The 16,687-nt window shown below is 36.8% G+C and carries 16 protein-coding genes, 1 tRNA gene and 1 pseudogene; 2 read left to right on the forward strand and 16 right to left on the reverse strand.

The genetic code is table 11. From position 1 onward, the window contains the following. Positions 1-72 precede the first annotated feature (72 nt). The 15 genes from H4683_RS20120 to H4683_RS20190 form a co-directional block, all read right to left on the reverse strand. Complete coding sequence (locus H4683_RS20120; protein WP_192600612.1) at positions 73-744, reverse strand: hypothetical protein; 672 nt, start codon at positions 742-744, stop codon at positions 73-75. A gap of 405 nt (positions 745-1,149) precedes the next feature. Beyond that, positions 1,150-1,632: a hypothetical protein gene (locus H4683_RS20125; RefSeq protein ID WP_192600613.1), complete on the reverse strand. Its 483-nt coding sequence runs from the start codon at positions 1,630-1,632 to the stop codon at positions 1,150-1,152. Positions 1,633-2,601: 969 nt separating this feature from the next. After that, entirely contained in the window at positions 2,602-3,936 is a 1,335-nt protein-coding gene (locus H4683_RS20130) for a phage portal protein (protein ID WP_420826596.1), read from the reverse strand. Between the two features lie 10 nt (positions 3,937-3,946). Further along, the gene (locus H4683_RS20135) at positions 3,947-5,527 is read right to left on the reverse strand and encodes a phage terminase large subunit family protein (RefSeq protein ID WP_225942271.1); all 1,581 of its coding nucleotides are present in this window, start codon (positions 5,525-5,527) and stop codon (positions 3,947-3,949) included. A 3-nt stretch (positions 5,528-5,530) separates the two neighbouring features. Further along, complete coding sequence (locus H4683_RS20140; protein ID WP_192600615.1) at positions 5,531-5,914, reverse strand: hypothetical protein; 384 nt, start codon at positions 5,912-5,914, stop codon at positions 5,531-5,533. Positions 5,915-6,049: 135 nt separating this feature from the next. Continuing rightward, positions 6,050-6,862: a hypothetical protein gene (locus tag H4683_RS20145; protein WP_192600616.1), complete on the reverse strand. Its 813-nt coding sequence runs from the start codon at positions 6,860-6,862 to the stop codon at positions 6,050-6,052. Between the two features lie 250 nt (positions 6,863-7,112). Next, positions 7,113-8,054: a hypothetical protein gene (locus tag H4683_RS20150; RefSeq protein WP_192600617.1), complete on the reverse strand. Its 942-nt coding sequence runs from the start codon at positions 8,052-8,054 to the stop codon at positions 7,113-7,115. Positions 8,055-8,069: 15 nt separating this feature from the next. Next, the gene (locus tag H4683_RS20155) at positions 8,070-8,264 is read right to left on the reverse strand and encodes a hypothetical protein (protein WP_192600618.1); all 195 of its coding nucleotides are present in this window, start codon (positions 8,262-8,264) and stop codon (positions 8,070-8,072) included. Beyond that, entirely contained in the window at positions 8,264-9,190 is a 927-nt protein-coding gene (locus tag H4683_RS20160) for a hypothetical protein (protein WP_192600619.1), read from the reverse strand. Before H4683_RS20160 ends, H4683_RS20155 begins: the two co-directional genes overlap by 1 nt. Before the next feature lie 319 nt (positions 9,191-9,509). Then, positions 9,510-9,683 (reverse strand): helix-turn-helix domain-containing protein, encoded by a 174-nt coding sequence (locus H4683_RS20165; RefSeq protein ID WP_192600620.1) that lies wholly within the window; start codon positions 9,681-9,683, stop codon positions 9,510-9,512. Positions 9,684-9,772: 89 nt separating this feature from the next. Next, a complete protein-coding gene (locus tag H4683_RS20170; protein ID WP_192600621.1) occupies positions 9,773-10,642 on the reverse strand; it encodes an SU10 major capsid protein in 870 nt (289 codons plus the stop codon). 42 nt (positions 10,643-10,684) lie between these two features. After that, a complete protein-coding gene (locus H4683_RS20175; RefSeq protein ID WP_192600622.1) occupies positions 10,685-11,104 on the reverse strand; it encodes a hypothetical protein in 420 nt (139 codons plus the stop codon). Positions 11,105-11,767: 663 nt separating this feature from the next. Continuing rightward, positions 11,768-11,980 carry a hypothetical protein gene (locus tag H4683_RS20180; protein WP_192600623.1) on the reverse strand — a complete coding sequence of 71 codons (213 nt, stop codon included), beginning with the start codon at positions 11,978-11,980 and terminating at the stop codon, positions 11,768-11,770. Continuing rightward, positions 11,977-12,972: a tyrosine-type recombinase/integrase gene (locus H4683_RS20185; protein ID WP_420826597.1), complete on the reverse strand. Its 996-nt coding sequence runs from the start codon at positions 12,970-12,972 to the stop codon at positions 11,977-11,979. Before H4683_RS20185 ends, H4683_RS20180 begins: the two co-directional genes overlap by 4 nt. A 135-nt stretch (positions 12,973-13,107) precedes the next feature. After that, a tRNA-Ala gene (locus H4683_RS20190) sits at positions 13,108-13,180 on the reverse strand. A 168-nt stretch (positions 13,181-13,348) separates the two neighbouring features. Between H4683_RS20190 and H4683_RS20195 the strand changes: the two genes are divergently transcribed. Together H4683_RS20195 and H4683_RS20200 are read left to right on the forward strand one after the other, a co-directional pair. Beyond that, complete coding sequence (locus H4683_RS20195; protein WP_192600625.1) at positions 13,349-14,368, forward strand: DUF2804 domain-containing protein; 1,020 nt, start codon at positions 13,349-13,351, stop codon at positions 14,366-14,368. A 146-nt stretch (positions 14,369-14,514) separates the two neighbouring features. After that, complete coding sequence (locus H4683_RS20200; protein WP_192600626.1) at positions 14,515-14,985, forward strand: YusW family protein; 471 nt, start codon at positions 14,515-14,517, stop codon at positions 14,983-14,985. Between the two features lie 48 nt (positions 14,986-15,033). Here the strand turns inward: H4683_RS20200 and H4683_RS20205 are convergent. After that, a pseudogene (locus tag H4683_RS20205) lies at positions 15,034-16,587 on the reverse strand (ABC transporter ATP-binding protein); the annotation flags it as partial. Positions 16,588-16,687: the final 100 nt, after the last annotated feature.

The following is a 16,687-nucleotide window of genomic DNA, read 5'->3' on the forward strand; positions in this document are numbered from 1 at the left end:
TTTAGTCGTAAAATTGTCAACAGACCTATTGGTTTGACTACAAGGCTAGTGCAGTCAATTGATTAGGCTGTTTTATTGGGTGCGAAAGTTGAGTATATAATAATATTCTCCTTCTAGTATCGTGTAACCTTGTTGATCTAAATTATATAAAGCATTTGAAACTGCATGATACTTTTGATTATCACTCAAGGATGCCCAGTCATTTCCTCCTTTATCTTGCATTGTAGTTTCAGTGTCATCATTTACTTTTGAGGTTACATTTTTCCGCTTTGATTCAGTACTGTATATTTCTTCTCCATTCAGCACTAAACTAAAATGGTCATTTAATAGCACTTTTTTATATTCATAGACATCATTATTGTGAGTAAATTGGAAACCATCAATAGCACATAATCTTTTCTTTCCACAACTAAAATTATAGTACGATATATCCTCTTGCTTCAAAACATCTCTTACTTCCAAAAAAACTTTGTACTTTTGTTCATCACTTAGCTTTTCAAACTCTTCATTAACCTCAGCGGACACTTGATAAAAAGTTACTGTATAACCTTGCGTACTTACACTGTTTCTTGATTTAATAGTTGCTTCATCCTGAAAATACTCATTTCTAATTTCACTTGAATTTAGTGCGTTCTGATACTTCTTTATCTCTTTATTTCCCGAGAAGAGTAAGACACCCAAAACCAATATCAGCAATGTAATCATACCAACAAAAACAAATAATGACTTACTGGATTTCTTCACCTTTATCCCCTCCATTAGTAATAATGAACTAAATCCATATTACCATACCGAATGAAGTATTTAGAGTATTTAAACAAAATAAAAACACCATCATAATTGAAGGTGTGATAGTTTAATAGATTCCAATTGATTCTGAGCGTTCTAATCATTTAGGTGTAAGTGTATAGGAAATAGATTAGAGATGATAGAATGCAATGGAAATGATTGTAGGATTAATGTTAGGGTATATTGTTCCTTGCGGAACTAGGATAAAATAGGTGCGTTAAAATGGCTCTGGTAGCGTGTTGGATTACGGCTGAAAGCTCAGCAGTCACTAAGATAATGAACACATCGTCTCCTTCGTTCATTATTTGAACAACAAAAAAGACGACCTATGTAGATGGTCGTCAGTTTTATCTTATTTAATTAATTATCAATTAAATCTTTTATCTTCTTTTTGTATTGCTCCATTTCATTGAGTTTTTTGATAATTACAGACGAATCGACATCACCCCACAGAAATTTTAAGATGTCACTCTCTACTTTGATGATGTCTATTCTCAACATCTCTATTACATCATTTAGCTCCTCGTCTTTCTTAGATATTGGAAACAATCTACCTTCCTCTTGACTATCTCTTATTTCATACCATCTTTGCTTTTCTTCTATTAAGAAAGAAAGATTGTCTTTTAAATCTGGATTTTTATCAAATAGCTTTAATAATGTAAATATCTCTTCTACTTGTTCATTATATTTTTCTAAATATAAAACGACTTGCTTCCCATAGCTTGCGGATATCTCATCCTCATCTAAATTATCTCTTGATTGATTCTGTGAGTTCATTTGTTCGGCGCATCCGCTCAACATAACAGCGAGAAGCATAGCGATTATAACATTCATTTTCTTCATTCTAATTCCTCCTATGTATGGTAATTTAATAACCTAATTATACCATAATAAGGAATCTGAATGAGCAATAATTGGATATATAGGCAAATAAATACACCTGTCAAATAAATGAAGGTGTGAGTCCCAAAGTTGGGGTGTCAGATTGAGGTAGTTGACAACAAAATTGTGGTGTCAGAATATGATGGGTACCTCCCACAGCGTCCGTCCCGTTGGGACTAATATTATATACGGAATACGGAATATGGTAAATTTTATGTGCGTGAAAAATAGAGTATGGTGCGGCACTCTTATTATCTTTTGGGGGTATCGAACATCCACCAACTACCCTACAACGTACCAAAATCATCTACAATATAATCCTCTATTTTAAAATAAAAGCTTACTATTTATCATTCGCAAACTTCTAAATCTAGTTGACATAATAACCAAACCAGGAAGTTGTCCTATTTTCACCTATATTGTACCAAATTTTAAACAATTAAATTTTAAACTATTTTTGATTATTTTATCAATCTTAGTCATATTGCCACCGCCTATATTATAGATAAGATACCCTGCATCGGATTATAGCCAACGCAAGCTTGCGTCCGTTGATATGGCACACTTTTCCCATGCTCCCTCTATTATACCATAATATGATTGTAGCCGTCTAATTAAGCGTATAAATGCTGATATGACGGGGATTTGATAGGATTATATAGGGGATACGGGGATATGGGGACATGATACGCTACCCTATTTTTTAGACGCCTATATAGCGTGATTCTAATTGATATATAACAGCAAAATTTTTCTGATATTATAATTTTCCTATTATCTCCCATTCTCATTCTCCCTAATTTCCCGTTCCTATCCCCATATTTCCCTACCTTTTCCCACTTCCATATTCCCTTCATCCATCAATCTATTCCGTCAACTGAATCACTTCATCACACTAAAGTATTCCATCTCATACTCATACATCCTATCCTACTCAACGCCTACATCCACATCAATGACCGTACCGCTCAGTCCTTCTAAATTCATCCTGCTGACCTCTTGCTTCACATCTGTAGTGTAAGGACTGTGCTCCATCAAACTCTCCATACTCAACGCTTGTAGCTCTCTCAACGTCTTCAGATTAGCTATTGTCTCTGTCTCATTTTGTGGCTGATTATATTTAAATAGTAAATCTAAACTAGCGTACTCATCATCAGATATTAATATATTTTTGTATATTAAAAGTTTTCTAATTTTATCATATCGCTCCATCATGCCATCACGTAAATACCCTTCATTTTCACTGGCTTTCACCTCTGCTAAACTGAATAGTAATTTGATAGATACCTCGGATAAATTTGATATATCCGTCTTATTCATGCTGACAGCAGGTGTTGCACTTACGTCTAACAACGACTGGTTGAGCTTGTCGTACAACGTTTCAAACGCTTCAACATCGATGTCATTGCTAACAAACTCGAACGTGCTGCCGTCATCAAGCGATAGACCACCACCGGATACTTCTTTTGGGATGCCTGCTCCACCTGTCAACCTCTGCCCCGTGACCACTGGGATGCCTGCGCTGTACATGTACGTGTTGTCAATTGTTTTAGATAGTAGTAGCTCCATGTTGTCCAATAGTCCTACAAAGTCATCTAGTGCGCTCCTACCCTCTACTTCGCTATACTCATTATGAGTATGATAATAGATGGGTAGTTCACTTAAATTAGCATGTTGTGATACTAAACGAATGCTTCCATCTTCATTGGTATACTCTTGTACTGTGTCATCTGTATAAACAGTATAATAACTAATACCATCAAACACATAACTCTGTACAAACGCTATCATCTCATTATGGTGATTCCAAACAGGTGTCCCTTCATCGCTTGGGATAATCTTACTATCAATATAGCCATTCTTATTTATAAATATATACTCGCTACAACTACCAAACTTCAATAACTCATTGAGGATTCTCATATTCTTTCCATTAAATTTCCCTAACTTATTTACCTTATTAAATTGATCAATCATAACCTCGCTACCTGTCAACACTACTGGATTTTTTAATAGGAATTGTGCTTGGAATTGTAGTAACGTTTTAGCAGTGTTAAGTACTATTTTTCTTGGGGTTATACTCTCACCGTTATACATAAATGACGGTAGATTGAGGATATTATGATACCCCATAAGGTAATCCTTCTTCTTTTCAACATCTGCCATCCTTTGCTGATTTGCTACACTTCCAACTTCCTCCAAAAACCAATCATGTTTATTATTATACTTTACTTTAATATACTGTTCTAGATTCAAACTGTTCACCATTCCTTTCTTATACGTACCATTTACCCTCTGCCATTGCAACGTTTGCAAGTGTCATACTGATGACTAAATCATCCTTGTTTCCACCGGATTTCCTATTTCCTAATTTGCCATCTTTCTCGATGAATATAGTCATCTCTTCCAGTGTAGATTTACAGTTTATATTGACCATACCTGTCTCAAAGTTTTGTCTAAATAAGGATATAGCAATTTTCTTCGACCCCTCAGTTGTCAAAAATCCTAACTTTAATTTCCGTTTTCCTCGTTCATCAAACTGCTTCATTTTATACATGTTTTCATATCCAAACGTGTTTCTTAATTGTTCCAATACTACACTTCCATAACTGTTCCGCTCAACGCATAAATAACTATAATTAAACCATCTACCAATCTGATCAATCACCCCTGCAAAGTCGTGAGGACTCACCTTATTACTGTAAAAGCTCATGACTTGATTCCCATCATCATCTATCATGCTCATGGTCGAATTATCTCCACCTACGCCCGCTGCAACGTCCACACCACTGTAATAACGCTTGCCACGCTTAGGTAGATGGTAGATTTCAAGTCCTCTTCCAATAAATTTAATCAAAGGTTCTGGCAGCACCCCTGTCAATTCATCCCTGTCTAATGGCGGAATAATATACTCCATCCGTTCCAAGATTTTGGATTGATTAAATAGTGTGTTCCCCGAACTATTTACGAATGCCTCATATAGATTAGACGGATATTCTTGATGAAAACTTTCCAATTCCATATCCAATAATTTGAAACGTCTCCATGACAACTGACGCAATGTAGCACCCTTTTCATGCAGCAGTCGTTCATCTTCATCCAAATCCTTGCTACTCATCTTATTACCCTTGTTCGTAGCTCTAAACCACTTATCCGCTTCATCTATCTCATTTTTAAACTGTTGCAAATACAATTTGTGATACCAGTTGATGAAGTATAGCTTGTACCTACTGTGTCCCTTATCAGCCGCCATACACAACTTGTGGAAGGAGTTCATACCCTTTGCCGTTGATTCTATGATTAGGCGACTATGTTCACCTTTTGCCATCGACTGAGATACTGACAGTAGTTGTCTATCAATATCGTTGTAAAAAGCAAGCTCCGACAATAAACAAAAGTCAATTGTCTCACCTCGACCAATATCCTTGTCACCTGCTACTGTGGACGTGATTTTACTTCCATTTTTAAATAGCAGTTCCGTCCTATTTTCACGTTTAACTTCTGGAAATATGTTAGGATATTTATGTCTTGGGAGCGACTGATTCATGTCTTTTAATTTGTCGAACAATTGCTTTGCCGATGCTCCAAGGTAACTTACTATCATTATGCTATGATTCGGGACTGTACACGCCTTCCACAAGCTCATAGCGAGCATCATAGTAGTCACACCTGCTTGTCGTGACTTAGGTAACACTATTTGCCTATTCATCTTTAAGAGGTCGTTAATGTCCTTCTGTGCTTCATTTAGGATTAATTTTTCCCGTGTACCATCGTTGGTATTTATCTCAATAAAATTCTTACAAAATAACTCAAAATCACCCATAACCTTTTGCAATAATGAATCTGGATTAGTCATATATTACAACTCCAATTCTGCATAAGCATTAGAGTTATCCGTCTTTTTGACGTTATTTTCTTTATTGAATAATCTAATTTGCTTTTGAATATCCAACAACAATTTAATACTTTTCTCATCGCCTTCCAATGCCTTTTCTTGCGTGGCGGTATAGATTCTATCTAAATCGTTGGCGAATTTGGTTTGTAGGTATAAGTTGAGTAGCTCTAAATATTGTGGTGAACGCTCCCATTTGACGTATGTCGATAGCGTCTTTACATCTAATATTTTACATAATTCTTCATCCGTCTTTTTAGGTGCATCAACCATAAATTGTAGGTCATGCCGATTGATGAAATACGTCTTCTTTTTTGGTGATACAGTTTTTAATTTTTCATATAAATCCATTTTCATTCTCCTTTTGATTTTATTGTTTTTGTGATGAACTTTGCAAAATTTAGACAACACAAAAAGGACAAGGTGATGATACCCTGTCCTCCATCTGATTGTAGTTACTACATTAATTTTCATAGTAACTACATATTATATTTTCCATTCTCGTTTCATTTTATTTAAAAACACCATTTTTTCTGAGCTTCCACTTTTAGCATCTGGATGAAACTTCAGCGAAGCATGGCGATATATTTCATTCAACATCTTCTTTTCTTCATCCGAATACGTTCCTCCACCAATATCTCCGAATAATGAACTATAATCATATGACCCACTGCTGTATGATTGACTCTGTTTATAACTGTTTTTTAAATCTTCTTCTTGTTGTTTTCTCATTCTAATGACTTCTTTCAACTTGTCATCATTCATTAAATCGCCATAAATGTTATAAATATAGTCATAAGTGTCTTTGCCATATCTATTTTCAAATTCCTGCTTATTTTTAGTGTATGATATTAGTATTTCTTTGTGTTTTTGGCTTACTTGATACTCTTCTGTCAACTCAAACTCTGCCTTAACCTGTTCAGATAGAGGGTCTAATTTAACACTTATCAATCTAGTTAATTCCTCTTCATCGATGCCCATGCTATCTAATTTAGCTTGTAGCTCATCATGCAACATATAATCACGATACCAACTACCTTCAATCAAATTGTAATGACTCATTGTGCAAATTGACCACTGTTTTTTCTTAACTTTGCCATCTTGCCTGTAACTATGATGGATACTAATCTTGTAGGCATCTAATATAGTCCGCTCAAACCTATCAAAACCATACCTGTAACCATATTCAACTCTTTTAACTCCACCTGTAAACCAACTCGTCTCGCTTACTTCTAATTTCTTGCGTGCGCCAAATTGATCAACTTTTTTATTTTGTATTTTTTGGATTGAACAGAACATTTAATTTCCCCTCTCATTTCTGTAGTTACTACATTAATTTTCATAGTAACTACATTTAATACTCTCATTTGTTGTATGTTTGGTTCACCATTTCAAAGACCATCGTTATTGGGGGTATATATAATATAGGGATATTTCCTCCACTTTTCCATTTTCACACTATAATAATAATCATATTCATTAATCGACTGTGGAAAATACCCTGTCTATTAATGTACCCCTAATATCAATGGTCTTTGATTTATGAAGTTTAATAAGGCAATGAATCCAATTTAAAATCAATCTTGGACACGGGTTCTTCTTTCAACTTCAACATCTCGAAATAATCTGCCTTCTTCATAATCTCAATCTTCTTAAAAGGTGAAGGAGTATTACCGAAATCTTGGAAGTCGTTGACCATATATGTGTTGGCTTTACGGTCATTATCCAACATACCAATTGCAAAGAATTCTTGATTATGTTGGAAGCTAACAAGATTAAAACTCTTTAATGCTCCAAGGATTTTATCCAAACTTGTTTCAGATATTCCTGTTTCACTGGCTAAATTAACAAGGGACACGTCCACTCCACCCATATGAATATCACAACGATGTGACAAATAAGAATACAAGTAGAATCCGTTGACGCCTATTTTCTCATTGGACAGGCAATCCATAAAGACATCAAATAGGATGCAATGAGTGTTATCGACCTCGTAAAATGTTCCAATAGTTTCATATTCCTCCCCGTCTTCTTCGAGTACTCTGGTAAACCCTTTTACAGGGTACTTCAAGGTAAAACTTTTAGGAACAGTAGGAAGATGGTCAATGAAGTCCCTGTATTCGGACGCCATCTGAAACTCCAACTCTTCCCCATCTGAATACGTCCACGAAATCGGGAAATCTTTGACTGATTCGGTATACTCAATCTGATCAAGGATGCCACCCTTTTTGATAAGATAGTTGAGTGTTTGATTAGTAGGCGCATACCCTAGTATCTGCTTAATAGTACCTACGTCAAACACCCCCACATTGACGTGCTTGACGTAACGGTATAACCAATGTGATAAATAAATATAAGAATAACTGAAAGCAATGTGAGGTGTATTCTTGATGTGCTTCTGTAGGTCGGTGAATATCTCATTTGGCATATAAACTTTATTCTCATATTCTTCATTAAATTGTAATAGATTGCTGATTTCTTCGATTCTCATGGTGTGTGATTCTCCTTATATGGCGTTTTTAACATTCTTAAACTCATCTAATGCCTGTTGTAGCCGCTCACCTTTTTGATACATGGTGAATGTGCTACCATCCTTTATTGAGATAGCTTTAAGGAAATATGGAATACCCTTTGATTTTAGATACTTGCTCATTTTAAGCGTATAGCAATAGAAAAAATCATCACTTTTAATAGTCGACATCATGCCACCCCCTTTATTGTCGATAGTTTTAGTTTATTCTTGTACGTAAATGCATAGCTAAAAGATTTATCGATAGTCTTTTGTGTCATCTCATGAGCTTCTATATTCTCATTTGTAAAGGTTGCTTTTAACTCAAATTCAAACTGTTCTTTTGGTAGCTCAACTTGGAAGCCTAAATGCTTGCTAATCCATTCTAAATCCAATCCACCATCCGATGACTTATTACGTCCAGAAGGAAAAAACTGAAGCTCTCTATCCATATTAAAGTTGATAGATGTGTCCAGTTCATGCTTAAACCTAAAGGCTTCCATCTCATTAAAAGGGTTATCTTCCAGTGTTGGGATAAGTTCAGTCAATCCGAGTCTATCAAGCCAATTGACAAGGATATGCCTATATTGTGGCTTCCTGTACCCTTTGTGGGCAGAGTCTATCGATAGTAATATCTTTTTACCTTCCTCTGATTTTGGAAGCGGTAAATCAAAGATGCTCCATAGCATTAATAGAGTTGAACCACTATACTTTTGGCTGTAGTTGTCGTTTGAGATTCCGAGAATATTATTCAAATTAACTGAATCTGGATTCTTATAAGAATTAATGTGCTTCAAAGTGAGATGATTACATAGGGTATAACCGTTTTTGAGTGCTAAATCGACTCCAATTGACGAACGCTTATCAGATGAATCCAAGACTGCCATAAAGTCAAATGAGTAAAAATAATTGATATTGTAGCCGAATAAATATTTTAGTAACATACAGGACAACAGTGAATCCAAGTCGTTAGTTAATGTTAGATTTCTATCTTGTTTTGTGAATATCCATTTCGGTAATAAGTCTTTGATTTTCTTTTGCATAATAAATGATAAATAATGTTCGTCACTTTTTCGTTTGTTGCAGTTGATGCTTCCTTTTATTCCTTTTTCTCGCATGGTTTCTATAAACCAAGAAACAGACAATAATGTCTTTTACGAGAAAAAGGACTAGCATGTATTTAGCATTGTTTCAACTCCCATTCTCATTTTGATTTTCTTGTTATGTACACTATTTTTTGCGTGTACAAGTATTTTTTCTATCGTGTACATTTAGGACAAAACTCTGAATACTCATAGACCTCAACCAATCCAGTGTCATAGCAAGTTAGACAGTCAAATTTCTTATGGCATATGAAACATTGGTTATTTTCATCAAATCTATGTTCTAATAAAGCGCATTGGATACTCAACTTTAAATTGTGTAAGAATCTCTTCATTAGTAAAGCTCGATAAATTTTTTATACTTTTGAGCTTTAGTTGGGCTAAATCTAGCTTTTTCGCATTCTACTAAACTGACCATTGCGATTGAACAACCGATATATTCAGAGAGCATTTTTAAAGTGATTCCTTTTTTGCGCCTTTGGATAAAAAGCATGTCTAATTCTGTCATAATAATTCTCCTCTTCTCGTATTCAAATTTTTGATTTATGGATATAAAAAACACCTCTCCAATTAAGGAGAGATGTAATAATTTATTGATTATGGTTTGATAGTAGTGATGCCGACTGCTTGTTTAGCTCCAACTTTCACAGTAGCTTCTGCAACTAGCATTCCTTTGACGTTATCGCCAGTTTTAGATAGGGCGATGAAGTGAGGCGCACGTAAGTATGCCAAATCAACATAAGCGTCGTTGAAAAATACAATCTTATCGGCTGGAATATGCTTGGAAAGTACAAGATTAACCGTACCGTAATTCGTAGAAATTGAGTCAACTAATAGACCAAAGTTAGTAGTCACATGAGTATAGCTATAACGGTCTTTATAGATAGCGTCAATCTGTTCTTTCAAATCAGCATTTACGAACGCATAAACAGTACCCTCTACAAGGTTTTTATCCCATAGTTTTCGCATTGCTTGCTTGATAACGTCTTCTGTAACAGCGACTGCTGCGACTGCATTGGTAGGGTCTGCCATCTCAATTAGACCCGACATCTGACGAATAAACGGTGTAGCAGAACCATCTTTCTTTTTACCTAAAAGGAATTTCTTTTCCATGTTAACTTTAAGCTCAAGTAGACGGTCATTTACTTGTCCTGCGAACTCAGTTGATTGCATTGCGACCGCTGTACCCGAGATACTGACACCCTTCTGAAAGATTTCAAGGATATTGGAAAGCTCCGCTCGTGCCGATTCGTAAAACTTGATGTCGTCATTTCCCTCTACCGCTGAGATGTCTTCAGTGTTGTCAAACGTCTTAGATTTCCAAGTATATACAGTTGAAAGTGCTTTCTCAATGTTACCCTTGCTCATTAAAAGTGAAGTGAAAGGTGTTGCTTGGACTCCAATTAGTGCAATTTCCTGTGAAAGTGAAATTTGTTCTGATGGTGTAAAGTTAGTTGATTTAAACATAAGTGTATTTTCTCCATTCTAATTTTAAGTTTTTTTGTGTTCTTATTTGAATAAATTAGCAAGCTTGTTGCCAATCATACTTTTAGTGTCTTTGTTGTTTACGTGTACTGTATACTCGTCTTGTTTAGCATTATCTTTCGGCTGATAGGACATTGACACCTTGAGGTCTGCTACAATCTGATTAAGTTTAATAACCGTAGCGTCAAGTTCATCTGCATCACTTACATTGATAATATCAGCGAACATTTCCAGTCCACTTTCTTTCAACGTGAAAGCCACTTCCTTCTGGAACAGTTCGGCTGTACGTTTTTCGATGTCAATCCTTAAAGCGTCTTGATCCGCATTCACTTTTTCAAGTGTTTCGTCAAAAGTATCTCGCACGTCTTTTACTTCTGCTGCAACTTCTTCTGCAAGCTCTACAACTTCATCTGTTACTACTTCTTCTTGATTGATTTCTTCCATTTTCTGATTCTCCTTCTTATTAAATATTTGATTGAACAACAAAAAAAGCAGACATGTGTTAAGACATGCCTACCTTCAAAATAATGACAATAAAAATAGATAAAATAAAACTAAAACAAAATGAAACCTTATCTGGAGGGATAAGTTAATGAAAAACAAATCTATGGGGATAGCCCCATTCAACATTTAATATTTTTTAAATGCTGAATGCGAATATCTCCCTCTACTACTGTTCTGGAATTAGCATAGCAGATATCTCGTGTTTTCCCGTGGAATTACTTTTCACACATTCTACATTGACTCTGAAATCCCTCTTCTATCTACATTCGTGTCCTTGGACACTTATTATATACAATTCTTGTAATATAGTTATCTACACATTTTACAATAGTTGAAATATCTCCCTCTACTACTGTTCTGGAATTAGCATAGCAGATATCTCGTGTTTTTTTGACTTTCTTCTAAAAACATCTTTTACACCTACTATGAAATATCTCCCTCTAATACTGTTCTAATCTTTCAGAGCCTAAATGTCGTGTTTTCTTTACTTTTATTAAAAACAATTCCTGCATCTACTAGATTTATACAAAATAAAAGACACCCTTTTACGGATGTCCTTGTCTGTCTATTTAATTTTAAATGCTTCAATCAATATTGATGAAACTATTTTCCAATTTCATCCCACAATTTTTTTATCAACTCATTAATTTCATCGTAATACTTTTCCATTCCTCGAATGGAGCATATCAGCAACCGCATACCCTGTAGTTGATTAATTATGCTTGGCAACATTGCACCGTCTAATTCAAGCTCACGTTGCGCCTGCGTTGTCAGGAGTTCGATTGAGTGGGCAGTAGCTTCTTGTAATATTTTCATAGGAAATTCCTCAAACTATTTGCGACTTCTTCAGTGTCCAAATCGAGATATTGAGTTGTAACGGCTAAATCACTGTGTCCCAAGGCTTTTGAAATTAACGCTACCGATGCACCTTTATTTAAAAGATTTTTCGCAAATCCTCTGCGCATTGCGTGCGGATTAATATTCTGTAATTCGTACTTTTTGGCGTATTTGTTTAAACGTTTAGAAATAGTGTTTGTTGTTGTTTTACTGTGTATAGTTGTGCCTTTTGCTGTAAGGAATATGAATTGGTTGGACTGATTATTTCGTTGTCTAATTTTATTGTTTTGCTTAATTAGAACTCGTAATAGATTAATCATTTGGTCATCAATTGGTAGTTTTAAAAATTCATGATTTTTTAGGATTGCCCCATCCAGATTAATAACCATTTCTTCAAAATCAATATGCTTTTCTTCAATTTGTCCAAGTGTATTGATACGAACGCCCGTTTTATAGAGTGTTAGTATTGCGACTGCATCCCTTAGACCTGCAAAACTATTAAGATTAAGCAACGACAGTAAAACATTAATATCGTTGGCTGTGCTTCCTTTTTTAATATTCTTATCAACTTTGATGTTAATGGTTTTCCAAAATTTAAAATCAATCCAACCGTTATCAAAAAACTTGCCTAGTATCGCCTTTAAACATTTCAAACGAACCAATTTTGTCGAGTTTTTAACGTTCATTGAGCCCAACCATTCGTAAATTGTATCTGTTGTAATTTCGTCAAGGTATTTTATACCTGTCAGTTGCTGGAACTTAGACATATGCAAACTATAATCACTAATTGTACGTGATCTAAAACCAGTAATTCGCATTTGCCTTAATACAGTTTCAAGGGCTTTTTCAATTTCCATTGAATTACTCTTTTTTTGGTGAATAGTTGAACTAGATAACATTACGTCTTGTAAATTTAGTTCAACATCAAAGACACCTGTTTTATTCGACAACGCAAAAAACCTCCTATTCATATTAGAATTAGAAGGTTTCGGGCTCTTCAGATAGGCGACATATCAAGTAGTTTTAGTGCTAGGGTTCGTACATAGTTCTTTTCCCCTTTAGCCTTGAAACGTTGATATGACAGGCTTTACTTTTACCATTTTGTATGGAGAATAGGGGGCTCGAACCCCTGACCTCTTCACTGCCAGCGAAGCACTCTCCCAGCTGAGCTAATTCCCCGTGTGTCAACGTTTATCGTAATATAATACAACGTTTCTCTCTATTTTCTTTTTGGGTAGTACATTCAGCCCGTTCGTTATCCCAGCTGAGCTAATGCCCCAAAAATTTGCTATAATAAGGATTATAACAAGTAAATTCAGAAAAGACAAGTGGCGGGAGGAATTCTATATGCAACATGCAGAGAGAGAAATTACTAAACCTGTTGCGTTATGTGTCGGCAAAGGGCAATTGAATCCGGAAGCAATCGGTTTCGCTCGGCAACCTCTCATTCAGAGTAATCTGTCGGGCCATTTTATGCGGAAGAAGAAATGGAATTACTGGTGTATATATGGGGAGGATCTCCTGTTTTCCGCTACGATTAGCCACCTCGATTATGCGGCTGTCTGTTTTGTCTACATTTTGGATTATGAAACGCAACGTTTTTATGAAAAACAGATGACAATCCCAATTGGACGCAATGTCAAGATGCCTGAAGGTGTGCTGGATAGTGTTAAATTTACCGCTGATAACTTGACTGTTCAGATCGTCCATATACAAGGCGAAACGCATTTGTCCGTCACAATTCTAGACTTTGACAATGAAACTCTTCACGCGGATCTTCACATTATGCATCCAGAGCAAGATGAATCTTTGAACGTTGTCATTCCGAAAAACCGGGACGTTTTTCAATTTACCGCGAAGCATCATACACTTCCGACCTATGGCTTTGTAAAAGTTGGAGATAAAAGGTATGACTTCAATCCTGATTATAGTTTTGCGGTTCTCGATTATGGGCGTGGCATCTGGCCGCGGAAAGCGGTATGGAATTGGGCAATGGCATCCCAACGTATCGGTGGCCGTCGTATTGGACTTAATTTTGGTGGAAAATGGACGGATGGCACCGGTATGACTGAAAATGCGGTGTTCGTCGACGGCGTCATGACTAAAATTCATGAAGATGTTCTCTTCACTTATAATCCGAAAAATTTCATGGCACCATGGAAAATTCGAACCAAATTTTCAGATTCGGTAGATGTAACATTTACGCCGTTTTTTGAACGTGTTTCCTTAACGAATGTGCAGCTAGTTCGTACAGAAGTTCACCAAGTTGTTGGCTATTTTAACGGTAGAGTCCATCTCGGGAACGGCGAAACACTTCAAATCCGTCAAATGCTTGGCTGCTCAGAAGAACATAACGCAAAATGGTAAGTCATTCACTATTATTTGCATGTCTGGCAATTTTACATACCAGCTTCCATACCACTTTTGTACCTTATACTTATCCTACTTGGTTTAAATCCTTCATATTTAGGCAAAATGACAAGTAAGAAACATATCGAAAGGTAGTGGATAAGATGGAAAAGTTAAAACTGGCTAGCACGATCTTCTTAACGAGCGCTTTGATAATGGGCGGATGTGGTAACTTCGGAAAAAATGCAGACAAGCCCAATAGGGAGGAAGCGACGCTCATCCATGAAGATGAGAAAGCAGGCGGATCTGTCGAAACAGGAGATGGATATGGTTTCACAACTTTCGATCTTGAAATCGACGTTGAAGGAAAAGATGCAATTGAAGCTGCTTACGATGTCACAGGTAACCTCAAAGTCGATTATGAGAATAAATTGTCTAACAAAAAGCTTACAGGCAGTGATGCAATGAACGAACTCAGCAAACTCTTCATGGACATTCTGATTACAAAAGATACGCCACAACAAGAAGTGATTGATAAGATATTGAAATACTATCGTTTGGATATGTACTCAAAGTTCGATCTCGAAGTTGACTTTGACGATGGAACGAAACTCAATATTGAAGATGTAAAATAATTGAGAAAGGTTACAAGGAGACATCCCTGTAGCCTTTTTTCATACCTATTACACTTTCGACTCCACTAGCATGTTGTAGTAAACCCCTTGCCGTTCAATCAATTCCTTTTGACTCCCCGACTCAATCAGTTCCCCTTGCTCCATAACGTAAACGGTGTCTGCTTTGCGTACCGTGTTCAATCTATGGGCGATAACAAAACTCGTCCTTCCTTCCATCAATCGGTCGAGTGCTTCCTGTATTTCGAGCTCAGTCACAGTGTCGATGCTACTTGTGGCTTCATCAAGAAGAAGGAGGACTGGATCTGCAACAAGCGCTCTTGCAATTGACAGCAATTGTTTCTGCCCTTGTGAAATTTCTCCGCCATCTGCAGTCAATACAGTGTCATAGCCCTCTTCAAGTCGAGAAATAAATGTATGTGCATTGGCCTTTTTCGCAGCTTCAATAATTTCTTCATCCGTAGCATCCAGTTTCCCATAGCGAATATTTTCACGCACTGTCGCTTCAAAAAGGAATGGATCTTGCAGAACAAACGCCGTCTGACTACGTAGTGTTTGCCGTGGCAACTCACTAATCGGGATGCCATCGATATAGATTTCACCTTTATCGGATTCGTAAAACCGAGCCAACAACTGCATAATCGTCGTCTTCCCTGCACCTGTCGCTCCTACGAATGCCGCCGTCTCACCGGATTTCACATGGAACGATACCTGATCGATTGTGTACCCATCCGTATCGACTGCGTAACCAAAGGACACATTTCGAAACTCGATGTCCCCTTTCAAAATTGTCTCCTTATATTCTGTCGCCTCATCTTTTTCAATCGGTTCATCCATGATTTTAAAAACCCGCTCCGCACCAGCAATCGCGGAAAGAACCGTATTGAACTGGTTGGCGAGATCGTTTAACGGACGTGTGAACTGACGTGCAAATTCCGAAAAGATGACGATTGTTCCGATTGTCACCACGCCATCCCCTTTGAGCGCCAGTAATCCGCCGACACCCGCAACGACTGCAAAGCTAGCGTTGTTCAACATGTTCATCACTTTAGGAATGAAACCGGAATACGTCAATGCCCAGAAGCCTGTTCGACGAAGCCTATCACTTTTCTGTGCAAACTCCCCCATAACACGTTCCTCTTGAGAGAATGCTTTAACGATGCGTTGGCCAGAAATCGTCTCTTCAATCATCCCATTTAACTCACCGATTGCCTGTTGCTGTTCTTTAAATAACAGACCGGTTCGACGCGTAATCCACCTGATTGCGATGAACATCAGCGGAACAATAATCATCGTTAATAAAGTAAGAATCGGACTCAAATAGAGCATCACCGCGAATGTTCCAGTCAGTGTCAAAATACTCGAGAACACTTGAATGAAAGAAGAGTTCAGCGTCTGGCTGACATTTTCAATATCATTTGTCACCCGACTCATTAGTTCCCCGTGCTGCCGTTTATCGAAAAAAGTCACCGTCAGTTTTTGAAGATGGGCGAACAGGCTTGTGCGAAGACGGAAAACCGTTTGCTGCGCAATGCCAACCATCCAGAAACTTTGGAAATATAACGCAAGCGATAGTCCGATGTAAATCGCAATCAGCAGACCAATCTTACGGCTCTTACGCTCATTTGGGGAAAAGGTCTATTCCGCTCCATTGCTAGAAGTTAATAGTATTAGAATATAATTATAGTTCATAAAGAACCCTGTT

Origin of the sequence: Sporosarcina limicola, from assembly GCF_014873855.1 — a bacterium.
Lineage (GTDB): Bacteria > Bacillota > Bacilli > Bacillales_A > Planococcaceae > Sporosarcina > Sporosarcina limicola.